This is a genomic window from Nitrospirota bacterium, assembly GCA_023229435.1.
Classification (GTDB): Bacteria; Nitrospirota; UBA9217; order UBA9217; family UBA9217; genus JALNZF01.
The window spans coordinates 1-19,536 of sequence record JALNZF010000001.1 but is presented as its reverse complement, the minus strand read 5'-3'; the positions used below and the strand labels follow the sequence as shown (position 1 = coordinate 19,536).

General features: G+C 53.3%; 22 protein-coding genes. 5 read left to right on the top strand and 17 right to left on the bottom strand.

Annotated elements, in window-relative coordinates; genetic code table 11:
- Positions 1-18: 18 nt before the first annotated feature.
- From M0R70_00110 to nikR, 13 genes are all read right to left on the bottom strand, one after another.
- Complete coding sequence (locus M0R70_00110; GenBank protein MCK9417764.1) at positions 19-516, bottom strand: hypothetical protein; 498 nt, start codon at positions 514-516, stop codon at positions 19-21.
- 144 nt (positions 517-660) lie between these two features.
- Positions 661-1,092: a transcription antitermination factor NusB gene (gene nusB / locus M0R70_00105; GenBank protein ID MCK9417763.1), complete on the bottom strand. Its 432-nt coding sequence runs from the start codon at positions 1,090-1,092 to the stop codon at positions 661-663.
- Positions 1,093-1,133: 41 nt separating this feature from the next.
- Positions 1,134-1,601 (bottom strand): 6,7-dimethyl-8-ribityllumazine synthase, encoded by a 468-nt coding sequence (gene ribE, locus M0R70_00100; protein MCK9417762.1) that lies wholly within the window; start codon positions 1,599-1,601, stop codon positions 1,134-1,136.
- Between the two features lie 124 nt (positions 1,602-1,725).
- The gene (locus M0R70_00095; protein ID MCK9417761.1) at positions 1,726-2,931 is read right to left on the bottom strand and encodes a bifunctional 3,4-dihydroxy-2-butanone-4-phosphate synthase/GTP cyclohydrolase II; all 1,206 of its coding nucleotides are present in this window, start codon (positions 2,929-2,931) and stop codon (positions 1,726-1,728) included.
- Positions 2,932-3,032: 101 nt separating this feature from the next.
- Positions 3,033-3,671 (bottom strand): riboflavin synthase, encoded by a 639-nt coding sequence (locus M0R70_00090; protein ID MCK9417760.1) that lies wholly within the window; start codon positions 3,669-3,671, stop codon positions 3,033-3,035.
- A 214-nt stretch (positions 3,672-3,885) separates the two neighbouring features.
- Positions 3,886-4,632 carry an OmpA family protein gene (locus M0R70_00085; protein ID MCK9417759.1) on the bottom strand — a complete coding sequence of 249 codons (747 nt, stop codon included), beginning with the start codon at positions 4,630-4,632 and terminating at the stop codon, positions 3,886-3,888.
- A 239-nt stretch (positions 4,633-4,871) separates the two neighbouring features.
- Complete coding sequence (locus tag M0R70_00080; GenBank protein ID MCK9417758.1) at positions 4,872-5,462, bottom strand: FmdE family protein; 591 nt, start codon at positions 5,460-5,462, stop codon at positions 4,872-4,874.
- A 187-nt stretch (positions 5,463-5,649) separates the two neighbouring features.
- Positions 5,650-6,750 (bottom strand): energy-coupling factor ABC transporter ATP-binding protein, encoded by a 1,101-nt coding sequence (locus M0R70_00075; protein ID MCK9417757.1) that lies wholly within the window; start codon positions 6,748-6,750, stop codon positions 5,650-5,652.
- Complete coding sequence (gene cbiQ / locus M0R70_00070) at positions 6,747-7,622, bottom strand: cobalt ECF transporter T component CbiQ (protein MCK9417756.1); 876 nt, start codon at positions 7,620-7,622, stop codon at positions 6,747-6,749. The genes M0R70_00075 and cbiQ overlap by 4 nt, the downstream gene beginning before the upstream one ends.
- Before the next feature lie 9 nt (positions 7,623-7,631).
- The gene (locus tag M0R70_00065; GenBank protein ID MCK9417755.1) at positions 7,632-8,000 is read right to left on the bottom strand and encodes a PDGLE domain-containing protein; all 369 of its coding nucleotides are present in this window, start codon (positions 7,998-8,000) and stop codon (positions 7,632-7,634) included.
- A 25-nt stretch (positions 8,001-8,025) separates the two neighbouring features.
- Positions 8,026-8,694 carry a cobalt transporter CbiM gene (cbiM, locus tag M0R70_00060; protein MCK9417754.1) on the bottom strand — a complete coding sequence of 223 codons (669 nt, stop codon included), beginning with the start codon at positions 8,692-8,694 and terminating at the stop codon, positions 8,026-8,028.
- A 12-nt stretch (positions 8,695-8,706) separates the two neighbouring features.
- Positions 8,707-9,483 carry a transporter gene (locus M0R70_00055; GenBank protein MCK9417753.1) on the bottom strand — a complete coding sequence of 259 codons (777 nt, stop codon included), beginning with the start codon at positions 9,481-9,483 and terminating at the stop codon, positions 8,707-8,709.
- An 88-nt stretch (positions 9,484-9,571) separates the two neighbouring features.
- Complete coding sequence (gene nikR, locus M0R70_00050; GenBank protein ID MCK9417752.1) at positions 9,572-9,991, bottom strand: nickel-responsive transcriptional regulator NikR; 420 nt, start codon at positions 9,989-9,991, stop codon at positions 9,572-9,574.
- Positions 9,992-10,157: 166 nt separating this feature from the next.
- On the opposite strand from nikR, the gene M0R70_00045 reads away from it, so the two are divergent.
- The 3 genes from M0R70_00045 (at position 10,158) to glgP (ending at position 13,855) form a co-directional block, all read left to right on the top strand.
- Positions 10,158-10,940, top strand: coding sequence for a TIGR04219 family outer membrane beta-barrel protein (locus M0R70_00045; protein MCK9417751.1), 783 nt, complete (start codon positions 10,158-10,160; stop codon positions 10,938-10,940).
- Between the two features lie 162 nt (positions 10,941-11,102).
- Positions 11,103-11,888: a formate dehydrogenase accessory sulfurtransferase FdhD gene (fdhD, locus tag M0R70_00040; protein ID MCK9417750.1), complete on the top strand. Its 786-nt coding sequence runs from the start codon at positions 11,103-11,105 to the stop codon at positions 11,886-11,888.
- Positions 11,889-12,130: 242 nt separating this feature from the next.
- The gene (gene glgP, locus M0R70_00035) at positions 12,131-13,855 is read left to right on the top strand and encodes an alpha-glucan family phosphorylase (protein MCK9417749.1); all 1,725 of its coding nucleotides are present in this window, start codon (positions 12,131-12,133) and stop codon (positions 13,853-13,855) included.
- A gap of 134 nt (positions 13,856-13,989) precedes the next feature.
- Here the strand turns inward: glgP and tadA are convergent, their stop codons facing one another.
- Positions 13,990-15,753, bottom strand: coding sequence for a Flp pilus assembly complex ATPase component TadA (gene tadA / locus M0R70_00030; protein ID MCK9417748.1), 1,764 nt, complete (start codon positions 15,751-15,753; stop codon positions 13,990-13,992).
- A 211-nt stretch (positions 15,754-15,964) separates the two neighbouring features.
- On the opposite strand from tadA, the gene M0R70_00025 reads away from it, so the two are divergent.
- Positions 15,965-17,038 carry a response regulator gene (locus M0R70_00025; GenBank protein MCK9417747.1) on the top strand — a complete coding sequence of 358 codons (1,074 nt, stop codon included), beginning with the start codon at positions 15,965-15,967 and terminating at the stop codon, positions 17,036-17,038.
- A 107-nt stretch (positions 17,039-17,145) separates the two neighbouring features.
- Positions 17,146-17,631, top strand: coding sequence for a D-glycero-beta-D-manno-heptose 1-phosphate adenylyltransferase (rfaE2, locus tag M0R70_00020; GenBank protein ID MCK9417746.1), 486 nt, complete (start codon positions 17,146-17,148; stop codon positions 17,629-17,631).
- 171 nt (positions 17,632-17,802) lie between these two features.
- On the opposite strand, the gene M0R70_00015 is transcribed toward rfaE2, so the two are convergent.
- The 3 genes from M0R70_00015 to M0R70_00005 form a co-directional block, all read right to left on the bottom strand.
- Complete coding sequence (locus tag M0R70_00015) at positions 17,803-18,057, bottom strand: hypothetical protein (protein ID MCK9417745.1); 255 nt, start codon at positions 18,055-18,057, stop codon at positions 17,803-17,805.
- A 400-nt stretch (positions 18,058-18,457) separates the two neighbouring features.
- Positions 18,458-18,811, bottom strand: coding sequence for a DUF86 domain-containing protein (locus tag M0R70_00010; protein ID MCK9417744.1), 354 nt, complete (start codon positions 18,809-18,811; stop codon positions 18,458-18,460).
- Positions 18,804-19,085, bottom strand: coding sequence for a nucleotidyltransferase family protein (locus M0R70_00005; GenBank protein MCK9417743.1), 282 nt, complete (start codon positions 19,083-19,085; stop codon positions 18,804-18,806). The genes M0R70_00010 and M0R70_00005 overlap by 8 nt, the downstream gene beginning before the upstream one ends.
- Positions 19,086-19,536 lie beyond the last annotated feature (451 nt).

Here is a 19,536-nt window from a genome sequence, read left to right as displayed (position 1 = left end):
CAGGATCTCCTGTTTCCGTTATGCCTTGATCAATCGTGAAAGATTTTCGTAGGCTTCGACATCCGAAGCAATTACATGAACATCGAAGCCGCGTCCGCCGGCGCCCTCGTTCAATCCCTGATGCAGAGCGCTCATCCCGCCGTCCCGAGGCATATCAACGGATGGAAAATATTCAATTGCCGCGCTCCTGACACCCGCTCCCACGGCACTGGCCGCCGCGGTCCTCGCCGCGCTTCTCAGCGTTGTCAGGGTCAACCCGGCCCGGGGTCCCAACCCCACCAGGAAGATCTTTTGCGCGGGCACCTTGCCCTGTGAGGTTACGAGGGCCACGTCACCGAGCGCTCCGCGAAGTTTCTTCGTGAGAATGAGCGATGAGAGGGAGCCGCAGAGCAGCCAGTCGAGCTCTCCGGCAATGCCCTTCAGCGGCCGGACATCCTCATAAAAACCGACGATCAGGGCTTCTGTCGCAAGTTTCGTTATGTCCTGAAGGATTACCTTCACCGTCACGCTGGACATCGCCCCTTCTTCCTACGACCCACTCGTTGATGGGCTGGTTGAAAATAAAGAACTTCACGCGCAGACGCAACGTCGCGCGGAACGGCATATTGAAATGTGGGGCTGTTTCCGCGTGTCTTCGTGAGTTGTTTGAAACCGGACTTGCTACGACCCTGTCTTTCCCTCATCGAGGTTGCCGGTTGTCCTGGCAACACTGTCCAGAATGCCGTTCACAAACGAACCGGATTCTTCGGTACCGTATTTTTTGGCGATTTCTATGGCCTCATTGATCGTTACACTGGTGGGAATATCCATCCGGTGAAGAATTTCATATACCGCCATTCTGAGCACATTCCGGTCAACCACGGACATGCGGTCGAGGCTCCAGTTCTTTGCGCATGCGTGGATCAGCTTGTTGATCTCAGCCAGGTGCTTATAGGTCCCCTTGATGATCTCTTCTGCAAAGATCTTGACCTCTTCGTCCGGCTGGTACTCTGTCCAGAAATGCCTCAGGACAATAGCTGAAGGCTTCTCTTTTCTGATATCGAGCTGGAACAATATCTGGAGCGCATACTCCCTTGCCTTGCGTCTCTTCATACCCTGTCGCCTTACCGCCGTTCCTGCGCATGCATCCGCTGTTAAGCCAGCTGTTTCACGACGTTCGCCATCTCGATGGCTGAGAGAGCCGCGTCCCAGCCCTTGTTGCCGCTCTTGGCGCCGGCGCGCTCGATCGCCTGTTCAATGGTGTCGGTGGTCAGAACCCCAAAGATGACCGGCAAACCTGTTTCCTGGGAAACCGAGGCCACGCCCTTGCTCACCTCGGCGCTCACATACTCGAAATGCGGCGTCGCGCCGCGGATCACCGCGCCGAGACAGATGATGGCGTTGAGTTTTCTGGACTGCGCAAGCATCTTGGCTGCAAGCGGGATCTCGTAAGCCCCGGGGACCCTCACCATCTCAATGTCGGCCTCGGCTACCCCGTGCCGCTGCAATCCATCGAGAGCGCCGTCCACCAGCCTGCTCGTGATGAAATCATTGAACCGGGCGGCAACAATCCCGATCTTCAGACCCTTGCCGCTCAAATCTCCCTGAATTATCTTCGTCATCAAGCCCTCCTGTCGTCGGGAAAATCCAAATTCAAAATTCCAATTTCCGAAACGTTTGTGATTTGGCGTTTGAAAATTGTAATTTATTTGATATTTGGTGCTTGTTTATTGGTAATTGCTTGTTTTATACCTTTTCCAGCATATGCCCCATCTTGTTCTTCTTCACCTTGAGGTAATGGATGTTTTTGGAATGGGGATGCGTTTCGATCGGCATGCGCGCTACAACGGTCAATCCATAGCCTTCGAGACCCACGATCTTTTTGGGATTATTCGTCAGAAGCCGGATCTTGCGGACACCAAGGTCGCGCAGGATCTGCGCGCCGACGCCGTAGTCCCTGAGATCGGCCTTGAATCCGAGCGCCAGGTTCGCCTCAACCGTGTCCTTGCCCTGGTCCTGAAGCTCGTATGCCTTGAGCTTGCCCTCAAGGCCTATGCCGCGGCCTTCCTGGCGCATGTATAAGATCACGCCCTTGCCTTCTTCGTCGATTATCTTCATGGCGTTGTGGAGCTGGTCGCCGCAGTCGCAGCGAAGCGAACCGAATACATCGCCGGTGAGACACTCGGAGTGTACCCGCACCAGCACCTCATCATCCGGTTTGATGTCGCCCTTTACCAACGCGATGTGATTCATCCGATCGATGTCGTTCGCATAAAGGATTGCGGTAAAGTCGCTCCCGTAGCTGGTCGGCATTTTTGTGACCGCCACCCTGCGCACGAGCGACTCTTTTCTGACCCGGTAAGCGATCAGGTCCTTCACCGTGATTATCTTAAGGTGAAATTTTTTGGCGAATTCCATGAGCTGCGGAACACGGGACATCGTGCCGTCATCGTTCATGATCTCGCAGATCACTCCTGCCGGATACAGCCCCGCGAGCCGGGCAAGGTCCACGGACCCTTCGGTCTGGCCTGCGCGCTGAAGCACGCCGCCCACTCGCGCGCGGAGCGGGAACACATGCCCCGGACGGGCAAGGTCCGCCGGCTTGGACTTGGGATTGATGGCGGTCAGGATCGTCAAAGCCCGGTCAGCCGCGGAAATACCCGTGGTCACGCCCTTCTTCGCTTCGATGGAGATCGTGAACGCCGTGCCGAACGACGACGTATTGTCCGTGGTCATCATCGGCAGCTGCAGTTGTTCCACGCGCTCGGACGTAAGAGACAGGCAGATGAGCCCGCGGCCGTGCATGGCCATAAAATTGATGGCCTCGGGGGTTACGGCTTCCGCAGCCATGGTCAGGTCCCCTTCGTTCTCCCGGTCCTCATCATCAACAAGGATGACCATCTTGCCGTTCTTGATATCGGCGATGGCCTCTTCGATCGTGTTAAACTTCATACAATCACCTCAGAGTAGCGGGGACAGGGGCCGGTAAACAGGGGGGGAAAGGAATACTGCCTCTTGCTGAACCCCTACCCCCGGACGCCGAACCCTTTTATTTACGCAAATCCATTCTTTCTCAATAATTCCAGGCTCACTTCGCCTTCGACCCTGCCCTGCAGAAGCCGTTCAACGTATTTTCCGATCAGATCAGACTCCAGATTTACACTGTCACCCGCTGACTTGAACCCCAGCGTCGTAAGCTTCGCGGTATGAGGTATCATGGCGATGGAAAAACCGGTTTTATCAACATCGGCAACCGTAAGACTGATCCCATCGATCGCGATCGAGCCTTTTTTTATTACATATCTCAGCACGGTCTCCGGTGCATCAATGAAGATCCGCCAGCCATTTCCCTCTTCACGCCTCTCACGGACCCGTCCCACCCCGTCAACGTGACCGCTCACCAGGTGGCCGCCGATCCGCGCTGACAACTGAAGGGCCCGCTCGAGGTTGACCTTTGAGCCGTTCCTCAGGTCCCCGAAGTTCGTGACCTTCAGCGTTTCCACTGCAACATCGGCTGAAAAATCGCTTGTCGAGATATCGACGACGGTGAGGCAGACGCCGTTCACGCAGATGCTGTCGCCGGTACCTGTGCTGCCGAGCACCAGGGACGCGGATATTGTCAAACGGGCCGCTCCCGCGTCACGCCGGAGCGCCTTCACACTCCCCATCTCTTCAACGATCCCGGTGAACATCGTTATCCTTCTTTTGCATCCGCCGGCGCTTCGCACTCGGTAGAAATGAACACGGTCGGCATTGAAATCCTGGGGTTACAATAAACCGTGTAATCCTTTACAGGGGTGCCGCGAAGAACAACCCCCACCCTTGTTCCCTGCCGGTGAGGCGGAGAAACAGAGGTGGGGGTGCTTTTATCTTTGGGTACCTGTGGTTAATAAAACCGTAGTGCCCCTATTTTAACGGCGGCAGCAGGACGATCTCAATACGGCGATTCGCACTCTTTCCCTCATCGGTGTCGTTCGGAGCGACCGGCTGGTATTCACCATAGCCCGTCGCGGACAGAAGGATCGGATTGATGCCGCCGGTCTCCTGGAGATACCTCGCCACCTCGGTTGCCCGGGCAGTCGAGAGCTCCCAGTTTGTGGGGAACCGTTTTCTGAGCTCGCTCACGATCTTCACATTGTCCGTGTGCCCTTCGACCTGAATGCGCTTGTCTTTTACGTCTTTCAGGATGCTGATCACCTTGTCCATGACCGCTTTCCCTTCCTTGCTGATCTCCGTACTGCCGGAGGGGAAGATGATCTTGTCCACCATGGTCATGGTCAGGCGGTTCTTCATCTCCGTGATCTTCACCTGACCTTCCCTGATCTCTTTTTCGAGCTTCTTCTGGAGATCCTGATAGGTCTGCGTGGCCTTCTCAAGCTGCTCGGCCTTCTCGGCCTTCAGCGACAGCTCGTTGTTCTTTACCTGGAGCTCGTCCCTCTCTTTCTGGATCGCATCTTTTTGCTTTACGAGAGCCCCCCTGTCCATTTTGAGCACTTCGACGTCGCTGGTCAGGGTCTTTACCTGCGCCTGCAGGTCTTCACTTTGCGATGAGAGGGTCAGTGCTTCCTTTGCCTTGAGGTCGTACGTTGATTGCGAGACGCAGCCGATCAGGAGCAACAGAACAACTACTGATAAAACAGAAACTTTTTTCATAGTATCCTCCTTATCATTGCCATGCGCTGGTTGAACATGAGATGAAAAACTGTCGTTATAATAACTTCAGCGTGGTTTATTGTCAAGAATATTGTAGCAAAAAGAGGATGTTATTGAGGGCTCAGTATATCGTTGGGGGTGAAATATTCGAGGTTCGGGTTCAAAACCGGCGGTTGATCCAGGAGTCTGTTCCCAGCGAACAGTTTGAGAATACAATATGCAAACGGAGGGTGGATTGCTCATGTTTTTTCAAAACACGGGATACACACAACCTTGCCGTTCTTCTCACGGCTGCGGGATTCCATGAACTTCTCACCGCAAAGGAAACAACGCAGCGAACCGCGAATCGCTGCTTCTTCCGGTGGAGGCGATGAGGCCGGCGTCATGGTGAATATCTCCTGCTCATCAGCCTTCAGGATCGCCGAGGCCTTTTCCATCTTGAACATCTGCATCTCGCGGGACACGTCCTCCCCCGCCGCCTCCCGCTTCTTGAGCCCGGGAAAACGCTGATCATTCTCGAACCCGCGGTAATCCTCGGATATGCGAACGCCCCGACCGGTGCGGCGATTCGTGAATGTGTATACATGCTTGCCGTAATCGTGGAAGATGAGGTTACCCTTCCCGAAGGTGCAGCCCGTGATGAACTGGACGGCATCGACGGCGCAGGAATCGTTCTCCACGATTGCGACCAATTCCTCGTCCTGCGGCCGGTCGGCCGTAAGCTCGCGCAGCGCCGCCTTTGCCACGCGAAAGCCGAGCGCAAGCCCCGGGCAGAGGTGGCCGTGGAATTGGATGGTATCCCTAAGTTCTGTTCCCTGCAAATCCTTCATAACAGCACCTCATTATTCTCGAGGGACGATGGTAATGCAAGACGGACGATGGACGACCGTTCGCTATCGCTCACTAGGACGATAGACGAAAAGTCCATTGCATCTCTCGTCCGTCGTCCGTCGTCTTTCGTCCTTCGTCCCTCGTCCATCGTCCGTCGTCCCTCGTCCGTCGTCCCTCGTCACTCGTTTACTTCCTCATCACCAGCTTCGCCGCGAGAATCGCCTTCGCCCGCTTAAGATGCTTCTTCACCGCTTCGCTGTCGTCGATGGCAAGGTGTATCTCGCGCGACACTTCTTCTTCCCCAGCCTCACTCGCCTTAGCGGCCCATTCCGTATAGTTCTCAGCATGGCTGTCGCCGTGTTCGATCCAGTGCTCGATCATCAGCTGCAGCTTTCGCAGGGTCTCGGTTTCACCAGGATCATGGTCTTGACCAGGTCTGTGCGTATGATGTTTATGGCTGTCGTGCATAGCGCCTCCGTTCGAATGATAGTGTCCATAGTGGCCATGGCGGTGGACATGAGCGGTATCGCCATGCTGGTGCGCGTGTTCGTGGATCAGGTTGACCTTGAGCAGCAAATCGTCATTACCGATGATCTCAGAAAACGGCCCATCCGCGGCAATGGAGTGGTCTTCCGAAAGCACGATGGCCCGGTCCGCAATGTCTCCGGCGATCGACAGGTCGTGCGTTGCCGCAATGATGGTCTTGCCTTTTTTGTGCAAATCCCGCAGGAGCTCAATGAGCCAGACCTGCGTCCGCGGATCCAGCCCGCTCGTGGGCTCGTCGAGCAGCAGCACATCAGGATCAGTGGCAAGGCTCGATGCGATGGCGACCTTCTTTTTTTGGCCGTCCGAAAGGGTATGGGGAGCCCGGCCCCGCAGGTCCGCGATGCGGAGCGTTTCGAGCAGTCCCTCGACGGTTATTTTCACCTCTGCGTCGGAAAATCCAAGCTGGAGAGGACCAAAAGCCACGTCGTCCCAGACCGTTGCTGAGAATAATTGAACATCCGGGTTCTGGAACACGAAGGCCACCCGTTTTCTGAAATCAAGGGAAAAAGCGAGGTCCTCCAGCGCGACCTCCGATAATGGCTTGCCGAACGCATGGACCGTCCCCATCCCGGGAAAAACAAGGCCATCGAGCATTAAAAGGAGCGTTGATTTTCCGGTGCCGTTCGCGCCAAGGACAACTGTCCGTTCTCCCGACTGAAACTCCAGCGTCAGATCGTTCAGGACCGGCGTCCCGGAGCTATAGGAGTATACGACATTGCGCATGCTGAAAGCGGTTGTCATCTCGGCAGACCCCTTTCGATCAAGACCAGTATTCCGCTCAGGGAGATGACCGTCACCAGCCAGAGATAGTCAATCGCCCTGGCGTTGAATCCGTTGAGGGAGCGATATTCACCGCGAAAACCACGTGAGAGCATGGCATTGTAGATGTCCCCGCTCATCTCCACGGACTTTTTGAAGGTGACACCGATGCGCGAAGCAATCCAGTCCCGTTCAGCGGCAACCGGAAGCGGCCTGATGGTCCGGCTCTTCCTGGCACGATACATATCCTGGATCATCCGCAGCAGCACAAAGAGGTATCGCTCGGTCATGCTCAGGGTCAACACAAAGATCCGTGGAACGTGGAGTGAACGAAGACCGGCGAAGATCTCCGCCCAGCGGTGTGTAAGCGTGAAAAGCACGGCAAATGAGACCGAAGCTGCCACGCGCGACACAAATAGAATTCCGCCCCAGAGCCCCTGGCGCGTAACGGTAATTTCAGCCGGGATTGAATAGGGGCCCCAGGTGTGAGGATGCTTGAGCGTCATCACGGTCCAGAGCGGCTCTCCCGGCGTGATGATGTTCAGGACCGCGGGCAGAATGATGGCGGCCGCGAACAGGGGCACGAACAACCAGACCCGTTTCAGGAAGAACCAGAGCGGTATGCGGGAAACCGCGGCAAGCAGGAGGCTCAGTGCGTAGAGGACCCATATCATCCGGGGGGTGTGAAGAAAACTGATGAGCACAAGCAGGAACAGGAATGTTATGAGTTTTATCCTGACATCGAGCGATTGCAGAAACCCGGCACGGGCCGCGAACTGTTCGGAGAACAGAAACTGCTCCGCCACGTGTGAAACAGCAAGGAGTGTTTTATCCAGAAAATTAGCCTTTGACACAATGACCACCTAACGACCATTCTTCTTGCGAATCAGCGCTTTCGCGATAAGAAACATCAAACCCGAGGTCAACGCTATCCCGATTATGCCGGTGATGATATACCCGAAACTTTCTCCGGTCAAACCCCTGCCTTGCCCCGGTACAGCATAGCCCATCATCGGCGCTTCCCATTTTTGAGCAAGACGCTTCATGCCCTGAGGCATAAAACCAACCATTTTTTCGATCGTATCAGACCCCCACTCCCCCCATGCACCCTCAGACCCGAACCACTGCGGGATGATCAATCCCAGCGGCGAGAGCAACGCGAGAATGCCGATACCGATCCAGAGTTTTTTAGCGGTAGAAATTCTTTTTTCACCTTTTTTTTCATTCCGCATTCCGAAATCCGCACTCCGCATTCGACTACCCCACCATCTCAGGTTCGTTCTTCTGAAAATACTTGATGACCAGTGCCGTAACTGCGGCCTCGACAAAACCGAAGAGGAACAGATGCTCGATCGCCATTGCGGGAATGGCTATACTCAAGGGGAAAGGCGCGTACAGGGGCTGTCCTGATGAAGATCGTTCGATGATGGGCTGGATCCCGAACTGGATCGCGGTCAAAAGGGCGGAGACATTCAGACTAATATAAGCTGCTATGGCTCCTGCAACGATTCGTCTTTTGCCGCCAACTGCCGCCCCCAGTGACAAAAGGCGGTATACACCGTAGCCGACGAATACGCCCGCGATCGCCATGTTAAAACAATTCGCCCCGATTGCGGTTATCCCGCCATCACCAAAGAGCAGCGCCTGAATGATGAGCGCCACCGAGACCGCGATCATCGCGGCCCACGGTCCGATCAGGATAGCGATCAGCGTGGCGCCGGTCGCGTGTCCTGTCGTGCCTCCTATGATCGGGATATTGAACATCATGATCACAAAGCTGAATGCCGCACCGATCGAGAGGTAGGGCGCCTGTTTTGCCTTGAGGGCCCGGTTCATCTTCCATGACGCAACCGCCCAGAACGGGACCGTGATGGCATACATCGCTCCATACGTAACAGGACCAAGATAACCGTCAGGGATATGCATGCGGCCCTCTTCCTAAAACCTCCATGCCGTACCCGCGAGCACGGAATAATCCTCGGCATACTTGTTCAGACCCGCGCGCACGCCGAGATCAACATACCAGGACTTGGAAATATCGTAGATGAATCCGGCCAAAAAGGTAAATGGCCGTGAATAGGATTGGGTATCTATTGCCGCATCCGTCTCTTTCCGGCTTTCACCTGAAAGCTCCATGAGGAAACGGAAGGAATCCGTCAGCTTGTGTTCAGCGGCCAGACCGAATTTGAAAGCATAATCATGGGCATAGTGCCATCTTTTCATGTCCCTTCCGCGCACCTCGTATCCTATGTTCACATGAAAGGCATTATTGTGACATTCCTGTGAATCGATAACATTAACGCCCCACACAACATTGTTGGTCCCGAGGCCCTTTTCCACATCGCCGGTCGGCATATCAACGTATATTTCATACGCCATGGACTGTTTCACCTCGTTCTCGAATACCTGCTGCTTGAATTTGAGCCGCAGATCGCCCTTTCCGCTCGCGTATGCATCATTAACCGGGCCAGGGTCCGGCGGAGAGCCGGGTTCAGGCATGGGGCCGGGATCCAGTGTACGGTAGGGCACTTCGAGGGAAAAATTGACATGTTCGCCTGCGCCCACGGTGAAGATGGAGGTCAGCTTCGTCGACCGGAGCTCATTGTCCTTGCTGTAATCACCCGTAAGTTCAATGAGAATATTTCCTCTGCCTTCAGTTGCCGTGTCCTTCACTTGGAGCGGATGCGCTGCCCAGACCGCTGTAGGCGTCAGCATTAGTACGCATGTGACAACAGCTCTTACAAAACTCTTCATATCCTCTCCCTTACCCTTTTTATGAGCTTCTTTAATCGGTCATATAAAATTATGCCAGCTCTTTTCCAGTGGTCGTGGTCGTCAGCTTCCCGTGCTTCACGCCCCGGGTTCCGATCAGCCGGTCCGCGATCCTTCTGATCTCCTGGCTTTTTCCCTTCACGACAAGCACCTCAAGGCAATTGTGCGCGTCAAGGTGCACGTGGAGCGTGGAAATGATCCGGTGAAATGATTTGTGCTGCATGTCCGTGAGGGCGTGTTCGAGTTCGCGCGTGTGATGGTTATACACGATGGTGATCGTGCCCACGGTCTCCCGGTTTTCAGTTTTCCACTCCTGTTCGACGAGACCGTCTCGGATCATATCACGAATCGCCTCGGAGCGGCTAGTATACCCTTTTCGCCTGATGAGCGCATCAAATTTCTTTATCAATGTGCTGTCAATGGACACCCCGAACCGCGTCAGGTCGGACATAGTCACCTCCGTGTTACTAATTTTAAATAAATAGCACAGTTTGATATTTTCTGTCAAGAGCAATTTACCGACCCGCTACAATATCCTTGACAAAACCATGGACCTTTGATACGTTTACAATAATGCAGGATGATCCATCGACACTAACTTACGAGGAGACTGAAAAATGAAGAAAATACAACGGTATGTTGCATGTTTGTTTGTCCTTTCTATGCTCGTTGTTCCTTGCAGTGCGTTTGCATTCTTTGGCGCGGATGTTGGTGTGGGATACTGGAGGCAGGTACCGTCCGGCAGCTTGCAATACAAGCCGGTCTCTGCTGTAACCGGCGATATCGATATCAAAAATGACCTGCACTTTGATACCCAGAACAAACCTTTTGTCCGTGTCAAGATGGAACTCCCGCTGATCCTGCCGAACATTTATCTCATGGCCACACCGATGACCTTCGAGGGATCAGGACCGCTAACGAGGCCCATCAGTTTTGGCGATACCACATTCAATGCCAGCATCCCGATCGAATCAAAACTCAAACTGGACCATTATGATCTTGCGTTATTCTATCCCATTCCCCTGCTCAAAACAGCGACGCTCGGTGTGCTCAATGTCGAACTTGGTCTCAACGCGCGGAAATTTGACTTTGAAGGGACCATAACCCAGCCGACGTCAAATAATACCGCTTCTAAAAGTCTTTCGGTATATGTGCCGATGATCTATGGTGGAGTCCAGGTAAAACCTGTTTCGTCCTTAAGCATCGAATTTGAAATACGGGGGATCGCCTATAGCGGCAACCACTATTATGATTATTTGGGCAGGTTGAAGTTTAACCCGATCCCGCTGGTCTATGTCGCCGGTGGTTATCGGGCAGAGACTATTAAGATCGATGAGAGCGATGTGAAGGCGGATATCAAGTTCGGCGGCCCCTTCATTGAAGTAGGACTCAGCTTCTAAAAATCATAACGAAAACATTGCCCCAAAGCCCCCGGCCGTAAACCGGGGGCTTTTTGCTTCTCATGAGGTACTGTCTCCGGTATCCCCACTCCGAACTCCCAACTCCGAACTCATTACTCCTATGCCCTTGCCCCATGACCCTGTTTATGTTATATTCCCCCGGTGGAAACGAAAAGAGATGCGCTCATACTCAAGATATCCGGCTCCAACGTCGAGGGCGTTGTCGATGAAGTGGCATCCGAATTGCCGGTCAGGCTCATCCTGAACAACCAGCAGCTCGTGACGCTCCTCTGCACGCCGTCCGAACTCGAAGAGCTTGCCGTCGGCTTCCTTCTCTCGGAGGGTTTGCTCCGCGAAAGATCATCGATCAGGAGTCTGGATTTCATCGAGAGCGACGCCGCAATCCGGATCGAGTTGTCTGATCTTCCCGCGGACTGGGAGAACTTGTTCGAAAAACGCACCATCTCTTCGGGCTGCGGCAAAGGTATCACCTTCACCAGTTACCGGATTGATACCGACCGCAGGCTCGCCGTCACCGGACAGCTCGTGAGCCTCACGGGCATCAGGAACCTGCTCAATCACTTCCGGAATATATCGAAGCTCTATGTCGCAACCGGCGGAGTGCACAGCGCAGCGCTCTCGGACGGTAAAGACCTCCTGTTCTTTTCCGAAGATATCGGCAGACACAATGCCGTGGACAAGCTTATCGGGAAGGCGTTTCTTCGGTCAGTCCCGGTTGAGAACAAGGTCCTGATCACCAGCGGAAGGATCACTTCGGAGATCGTGACAAAGGCCGGCCGGAACCGCTTCCCGATCCTGATCAGCCGCGCCGCGCCTTCCTGCATGGCCGTCAGCTATGCCGAAGACATGGGCATCACGCTCGTGGGGTTTGCCCGGGGAGACCGGATGAACATCTACACCTGGCCGAACAGGATCAGGATGGAGTAGGACTGACCTGGACAAGCAGAAACTAAAAAGGCGTCTCTCGCAGAGCGCGCAGAGGACGCAGAGTTAAATCACAACAATTAAGTCTTGGCTTTAACCCAGAATATTTTAAGCTTTTCTCTGCGAACTCTGCGGAAGTCCTAAGTGGCCGCTTTTCATTCATAGGCTACTGCGAGAAATTTTATTTGGTTTTATCTTCGTTCATTTACATCCAGCTTCAGCTTTGAATACGTTAAAGGAGAACTATGAACAACGCTCTGCACGAATTTAACTCCGAGCCGATGATCGCTTATTTTTCCATGGAGATCGGAGTGAAAAACGACATCCCAACCTACAGTGGCGGCCTCGGAATCCTCGCGGGCGACACGATCAAATCCGCAGCGGATCTCAACCTTCCCCTTGTGGCCGTGACGCTGATCACGCACAAAGGCTACTTCAATCAGGAAATCGATGCGAACGGCTGGCAGAAGGAAAAACCGACGGTCTGGGACCCGGCACAATACATGACGCTTCTGCCCGCGAAAGTCACGGTGCTTATCGAAGGCCGGGAGGTCTCGATCCAGGCGTGGATGTATCGGGTTATCAGTCCCACCGGAGGCAAGGTGCCTATTCTCTTTCTGGACACGGACCTGCCCGAGAACGGAACAGAGGATCGGCGCATCACGGATTCCCTCTACGGCGGGGACATCACCTACCGGATCAAACAGGAGGTCGTGCTCGGTATGGGTGGTGTGCGCATGCTCCAGGCCCTTGAATTCCACATCAAGAAATTTCACCTGAACGAGGGACATGCGAGCTTTCTGGCGCTCGAACTGCTGCTCCGGTTCAAACGCGACATCGAAAGTGTGTGGGACGAGCGATCGGTATGGGACATCGGCAGAGTGCGCGACCTCTGCGTTTTCACCACGCACACACCCGTGGAGGCGGGCCACGACAAGTTCCCCTACCCCCTCGTCAAACAGGTCATCGGCGAGATCATCCCGTTCGACGTGCTCAGGGACCTTGCGGGCAAAGACAACCTGAACATGACGATGCTGGCGCTCAACCTGAGCAAGTACATCAATGGAGTCGCGAAGAAGCACGGCGAGGTTTCGCAGCACATGTTCCCCGGATACCACATCCACGCCATCACCAACGGCGTACACACGTTCACCTGGACCTGTAAAGAAATGGCGAAACTCTATGACCGATACATCCCCGGCTGGGCCAATGAACCCGAGCTCTTCGTCCGGTCCGGCAACATCCCCGAGCTGGAGATGTGGGAAGCACACCGTGAAGCAAAGAAGAGGCTCCTTTCCTACGTCGGCGATGCCACCGGTGTGATCATGGACCCGAATGTCCTCACCCTCGGTTTTGCACGGCGGGCCACCGCGTATAAACGTCCTCACCTTGTGTTCTCCGACATCGGTCGGTTGCTGAAGATCAGTGAAAAGGGGAAACTCCAGATCATCTATGCGGGCAAGGCGCATCCCCACGACGACAATGGGAAGCAGCTGATCCAGGGCATCTACGGATACCGCGACAAGCTCAAGGGAAGGATATCCGTCGTTTTTCTTCCCGGCTACGACATGGACATTGCGCTCAAGCTCGTCTCCGGCGTCGACGTCTGGCTCAACACGCCGCTCAGGCCGCTCGAGGCTTCGGGCACAAGCGGGATGAAGGCGGCGCACAACGGCGTAGTGAACTTCAGCGTGCTGGACGGATGGTGGATCGAGGGGCACATCGAGGGATTTACCGGATGGTCCATCGGCGGCATGCCCACCGAGAAGGCGCTGCCCGGCCTTGGCGGGGATGCCGAGGACGCGGAAGACCTCTACAACAAACTTGAAAAGCTCATCATTCCCAAATATTATGACCCTGACAAGAGTCACTGGAGCGGCATGATGAAGAACGCGGTCAGCAAAAACGCCTACTACTTCAACAGCCACCGCATGATGCGGCGATATGTTACAGAGGCGTACATTAGATAAATTTTAGAATGCGGATCATTCGACAGTCTCATGATGATGAGCACCGTCGAACCATTTCGAAATGCGGATTGAAAACCGAAACTTTCTGCTGCCTTTTTTTATTCCACAATCCGCACGCTGCAATCCGCATTCGGCTATATCCCTTCCGCCTCCTGCGTCACGCGGAGCACCTCTTCTATCGTGGTGATCCCGGCCGCGGCTTTGATCAAGCCTGCCTGGCGCAGGGTCTTGAATCCTGCTTGCGCGGCCGCGATTTTTATGGCAGAGCTTGATGCCTTGGAAATGATCAGTGTTCTGACCGCTTCGGTCATGTCCATCAACTCATAGAGACCGACCCTGCCCTGATACCCCGTTTTCTTGCACGCGGTGCACCCCTCGCCCCGATAGAAGGACACGTTGCCGGGCGCTATGCCGAGGCTCTTGAGGAGATCGGGGGTCGCGGTATAGGGTTTCTTGCATCGGTCGCAGATCTTCCGCGCGAGGCGCTGTGCCAGAATACCGATCGCCGAGGACGCGATAAGAAAGGGCTCTATGCCCATGTCAATGAGCCGGGTAGCGGCGCCGGCCGCGTCATTGGTATGGAGCGTCGCGAAGACCAGATGACCGGTAAGCGCCGCATGGATCGCGATCTCAGCCGTCTCCCGGTCGCGGATCTCGCCCACCATGATGATATCAGGGTCCTGCCGCAGTATGGAACGAAGGCCGCTGGCGAACGTCACGCCTGCCTTGGGATTTACCTGCACCTGATTGACCCCCACGATCTGATACTCCACGGGGTCTTCAATGGTAACCAGATTGTTAGCCTTCCGGTCGATCGTATTGATGCTCGCGTAAAGCGTAGTGGTTTTGCCGCTTCCGGTCGGTCCCGTCACGAGGATTATGCCGTACGGTCTGGTGATGAGTTTGCGAAACCGTTCGAACATCTCCTGTGAAAAATTCAGCCCCTCGAGGGTAAGGATGATACGTGACCGGTCGAGGATACGCATCACCACGGTCTCTCCCTGAATGACCGGCAGGGTCGAGACACGAATGTCCACCGTGTTGTCTTGATCCATACGCAGAACGCTCCGCTCGCGAAACACGGCGGTTACGACCGGGCCGGTTTCGGTATGGGTAACCCGGGCCTGAAAGCGGCCGTCCTGGGGAATGCGTTTCTCCGCGATGTCCATATTGGCCATGATCTTGATGCGCGAGACGATCGGCGCATGCATTTCCCGCGGCAGGGACCGGACCTCGGCCAGCACTCCGTCGATCCGGTAGCGCACCTTGATGCTTTTCCCTTCCGGATCGATGTGGATGTCGCTGGCATGGTCCATGATTGCCTGGGCGATCAGCATGCTCACCAGCTTGACAACCGGCGCGTCCTCGGACGTAACTCCGGGCATCTCCGCGGCTTCCGTGAGAACGGCGCTCATCTCGCCGGCGAAATCCATGGTCGCAGCCTCAATGGTCTGCGCCATTCCATAATAGTTGGAAATGGCTTGTTGGATGTCGCTCCGTGTGGCCACAACCTGCCGGATCTCTCTGCCCGCCGCCTTCTGGATATCGTCCAGGCCGAAGATATTAAGCGGATCAGCCATTGCCACGACCAGCGCTTCTTTGTCCCTGTACAGCGGGATTGCCGTAATGCGTCTCGCCATGTCCGCGGGAATAAGCTTTACGCTGTCAGGGTCCACCAGTTGTTTTTCAATCTCCAAAAAAGGGATGTGAAGCTGCCGGGCGAGAAATGTCGCCAGGTTATGCTCATTGATGAATCCCAGGTCCACGAGGATCTCGCCGACCTTCCCTCCCCTTTTCTTCTGTTCATCAAGCGCCCGTTCGAGCTGCTCTTCCTTGATCAGCCCGCCGGCAACCAGCAACTCACCGATCCTCTTTTTCTTCGTGTTCACAACCGCCATGGCATGCTCCTTATCCAGTCCATCCGTATTAAGAACAAGGCTACCGCGCTCGCACGCTTGTGCAGATTATACCAAATATTATGTGCCATGGGAAAGAGAATAATTCGACAAACTGTCTTATCATGGAATTTTTTCAGAATTTCGGGTATACTATAAATTAAAGAAAACAACAGAAAAACCATTGTCTGAGATCGAAGGAGGTTCTGAATAGATGAACGACAAAGAGAAAAACACGCTGCTCATTGTCGATGATGACCCTTATGTGCTTGAATCTATTTCAACTTTGTTGAAAACGTTCGGCTATACCGTACATTCCTGCCAAAATGCGAACGATGCCATGAAGGTCATCAAGAAGAACGCCGTCGATGTGGTCTTGACCGACATCAAGATGCCGCAGGTCACCGGCATCCAGCTTCTCAAAAACATTCACGACTACAATCAACAGATCCCCGTGATCCTGATGACCGCCTTCGCGGAACTGGACGTTGCCGTCGAAGCGATCAAGCAGGGCGCTTTTGATTTCGTCACGAAGCCCTATAATCCTGATTATCTCCTGTACTCGGTGGAAAAAGCGGTCAAGTTCTCCAGCTTTATCCAGATGGAAAAGAATTACAAGATCATGCTCGAGGACACGGTGCGGATACGGACGCAGGAACTGGCGGATGCGCTGCTGATGGTCAAAAAAATGAGCGCCGAGGTCATCCAGCGTCTGACGTCCATTGCAGAATACCGCGACACGGACACCGGGTCCCACATCGCGAGGATCGGCCTCTACTCGAACAAGATCGCGGAAGCTTTGGGCATGTCTGCTTATTTTGTGGAGACCATAACCTTTGCGAGCCCGATGCACGACCTGGGGAAGATCGGCATTCCCGACAGCATCCTCCTGAAGCCCGCTGCTCTGACGCGGGACGAATTTGAAATCATGAAAAAGCACTCTGCCATCGGGGCAAAAATGCTCGCCGGCTCGACCTATCCGGGTATTCAGGTTGCGGCGTCTGTTGCGCTCACCCATCATGAACGATGGGACGGGACAGGATATCCGAACGGGCTTAAAGGAACGGATATTCCCATTGAAGGCAGAATAGTCATGCTGGTTGACCAATATGATGCCCTGCGCAGCAAGAGACCTTATAAAACCGCCTATGACCATGAGGCAACGTATACAATCATTACTCAGGGCGACGGGAGAACCATGCCGGAACACTTTGATCCTGCTGTATTGAAGGCCTTTCGTGAAGTCGCCCGGGTGTTTGATGAGATATTTAATATGCAACATGACTAATAATATCATGCAAAACAGGCCTCTTCAGCACGGTTATCCATTTCCCTCTTCTCCCCTCCACACTCCACACCCCTTGCAATTGTTCTGATTTTATATTATAGTTTCGCATGCACAATAAAAGAAAGACCGTCCAGGAATTGCGTCCACTCCTCGAAATTCTTCGCGCAGCGGGCAGGAAGATCGTTCTTACGAACGGTTGTTTTGATCTGATCCATACCGGCCACACGCGCTACCTCGCGAAAGCAAAATCCTTCGGCGACATTCTTATCGTGGCTGTGAACAGCGACGCCTCCGTGCGCGGGATCAAGGGTGAAAAGCGGCCGATCAACACCGAGGCGGAACGCATGGAAACGCTTGCCTCGCTCGAGGCAGTTGACTATGTCGTTCTGTTCAATGAACCCGATCCGCACCGGATCATTGGAGAACTTCAGCCGGATGTTCTGGTCAAGGGCGGCGACTGGCCAGTCGAGAAGATGATCGGCCGCGACATCGTGGAGGCCAGGGGTGGCAAGGTCATCAGTGTGGGGTATATCGAAGGGGCGTCAACAACGGGGATTATTGAGAAAATACTAAAAATGTACTCGAAGGAATAAAGTTAATTACTTTGTTGCAATACGAGGTCCCGGAGATGCACTATTCTGTCAACCAGTTCACGACTTGCAGTCCGGAGCTTCTGATAAAATGAGAGGTATTGTTGGTTACCAGTGTAGCCTGATTGGCTTTAACAATGGAGTCGATAAGAATATCGGTATCCAAGCAGTAGATCAATAGTTGACCTCGCCTCGTCCGAACGAGTCGCGTTCTTTGAATATCTCTCTGTAAATATCGATTTCTTTTCCCACCTTGTTTCGCCAGATTCCGGCCAGTTTAAGAAAGCCCGCCTTGTCAAATTGCTGAGTTTCTATAGTCGCTTTGACTCTTGCGCCTTTTTTCAGTAACAAGACTTTTACGGTCATTTCTGGAATGGAAAGATGACCATCGCTCAGCAGTTCAGCCGTAAACACCGCGCTTTTACTCATGCAAACCACCTCCTCTTACGTTGCTATTTGAAATAATATCGTAGACTCTGCTTTTTTACAAGGGAAAAGAGGGCCAGCCATTCAGTTCTTACCGGCGGTGCTCCGGCGCTGAAAAGTAAAAATGAATATGCTGCTATCCCAAACATGTGCTTTTTGGCAGACTGATATATCAAGACTTTAATAACGCCGTGCCTTCATATTGTCCTCAGCGAAGAGGGGCCAAAAAAATGCCCCAGGCTATATATAAACCTGCGGCAACAGATGTAATAAAGTCGGGTTTCGTTTGCACTCTACCCGACCTACGGGTTTGCTGTGGAATGAGGATAAGATTGCCTTAAATAAACCTGTTCCGACATTGAGATGACGCAAAAATAACTCTTCGTCATTTACGCATAGTCGCTCATATGTTGCCCTTTTCACGATCCATTGCCTGCTCAATCTGCTTTTTGAGTTTCGGCAGGGATTTCTTTGCTGTCTTCCAGGTTATACTCAAGTCTACACCAAAATATTCATGGATCACCAGATTCCTCATCGCCTTCATCTTCGACCATGGGATTTTTGAATATTTTTCCTGAATCGCCTCCGGGATGTTTGAAGAGGCCTCGCCGATGACCTCAAAATTCCTGATGACTGCATCAATCCGCATACTGTCGACGCGAAACTTATTGAAATCGACACCCGCAGTGTATGACTCGATCTTGCTGATCGAATCCAGGATGTCACGAAAGAACAGGCGGTAGTCACGCTCAGACATAAATGACCTGATCCAGAATTTTATTCTTTATAAGGGGCTTCAAGGCCTTCTTCGTCACCAAGTCAACATTTCGCTCGAACATGTTTTCCAGATATTCCTTTAAATCGATAAATTCAAAAAAGTCCACTGTCCTCTCGAATTCGACCAATACGTCTATATCGCTGCCTCTCTTAGCTGTTCCTCTGGCAATCGATCCAAATACCCCGATCTGCTTCACGCCGAATTTTTTTCTAATGTTCGCTTTGTTCTTTTTCAATAGGTCAATCTCGCTCATGATTACAACCTCTCTCCGCACTAAATATGTTGCCGAATGTACAAACCGAAAGAGTAAACAACAGACAGATCAGCTCTGCTCCCGTTATCCATACTTCGAACTCGTGAGTATCTCCCTATGAGATATATTAGTATAGGTTGAGGATGAAGTCAACGGCAGAGTGGAAATAGATTTGCATGCTTGTCGTCGGTTTTTCTTATTACCCAATGCAGCATTCATTCAAAGGAAACGAAGCTGACATGTTAATCCTCTGCAGAACATATGGAGTCATAACCATCAGGATCACATCCTGTATTTTGATTAATTTACTCAACTATCAAGATACAAGACGCGACCCTGATATGGTTGACAGTTGTCAAGGAAAAAACAGTTTCCCCGCCCCTCCGTACAAAAGGGATGATATCAGTTATTGCTCCAGGGCATAACCAGAGACGGGACCTATCGGCGACGA

Excerpts from the sequence above, each read along its gene's own strand:
- M0R70_00110 (MCK9417764.1), bottom strand. The coding sequence starts at position 516 with ATGTCCAGCGTGACGGTGAAGGTAATCCTTCAGGACATAACGAAACTT.
- nusB (MCK9417763.1), bottom strand. The coding sequence starts at position 1,092 with ATGAAGAGACGCAAGGCAAGGGAGTATGCGCTCCAGATATTGTTCCAG.
- ribE (MCK9417762.1), bottom strand. The coding sequence starts at position 1,601 with ATGACGAAGATAATTCAGGGAGATTTGAGCGGCAAGGGTCTGAAGATC.
- M0R70_00095 (MCK9417761.1), bottom strand. The coding sequence starts at position 2,931 with ATGAAGTTTAACACGATCGAAGAGGCCATCGCCGATATCAAGAACGGC.
- M0R70_00090 (MCK9417760.1), bottom strand. The coding sequence starts at position 3,671 with ATGTTCACCGGGATCGTTGAAGAGATGGGGAGTGTGAAGGCGCTCCGG.
- M0R70_00085 (MCK9417759.1), bottom strand. The coding sequence starts at position 4,632 with ATGAAAAAAGTTTCTGTTTTATCAGTAGTTGTTCTGTTGCTCCTGATC.
- M0R70_00080 (MCK9417758.1), bottom strand. The coding sequence starts at position 5,462 with ATGAAGGATTTGCAGGGAACAGAACTTAGGGATACCATCCAATTCCAC.
- M0R70_00075 (MCK9417757.1), bottom strand. The coding sequence starts at position 6,750 with ATGACAACCGCTTTCAGCATGCGCAATGTCGTATACTCCTATAGCTCC.
- M0R70_00065 (MCK9417755.1), bottom strand. The coding sequence starts at position 8,000 with ATGCGGAATGAAAAAAAAGGTGAAAAAAGAATTTCTACCGCTAAAAAA.
- cbiM (MCK9417754.1), bottom strand. The coding sequence starts at position 8,694 with ATGCATATCCCTGACGGTTATCTTGGTCCTGTTACGTATGGAGCGATG.
- M0R70_00055 (MCK9417753.1), bottom strand. The coding sequence starts at position 9,483 with ATGCTGACGCCTACAGCGGTCTGGGCAGCGCATCCGCTCCAAGTGAAG.
- nikR (MCK9417752.1), bottom strand. The coding sequence starts at position 9,991 with ATGTCCGACCTGACGCGGTTCGGGGTGTCCATTGACAGCACATTGATA.
- M0R70_00045 (MCK9417751.1), top strand. The coding sequence starts at position 10,158 with ATGAAGAAAATACAACGGTATGTTGCATGTTTGTTTGTCCTTTCTATG.
- glgP (MCK9417749.1), top strand. The coding sequence starts at position 12,131 with ATGAACAACGCTCTGCACGAATTTAACTCCGAGCCGATGATCGCTTAT.
- tadA (MCK9417748.1), bottom strand. The coding sequence starts at position 15,753 with ATGGCGGTTGTGAACACGAAGAAAAAGAGGATCGGTGAGTTGCTGGTT.
- M0R70_00025 (MCK9417747.1), top strand. The coding sequence starts at position 15,965 with ATGAACGACAAAGAGAAAAACACGCTGCTCATTGTCGATGATGACCCT.
- rfaE2 (MCK9417746.1), top strand. The coding sequence starts at position 17,146 with ATGCACAATAAAAGAAAGACCGTCCAGGAATTGCGTCCACTCCTCGAA.
- M0R70_00015 (MCK9417745.1), bottom strand. The coding sequence starts at position 18,057 with ATGAGTAAAAGCGCGGTGTTTACGGCTGAACTGCTGAGCGATGGTCAT.
- M0R70_00010 (MCK9417744.1), bottom strand. The coding sequence starts at position 18,811 with ATGTCTGAGCGTGACTACCGCCTGTTCTTTCGTGACATCCTGGATTCG.
- M0R70_00005 (MCK9417743.1), bottom strand. The coding sequence starts at position 19,085 with ATGAGCGAGATTGACCTATTGAAAAAGAACAAAGCGAACATTAGAAAA.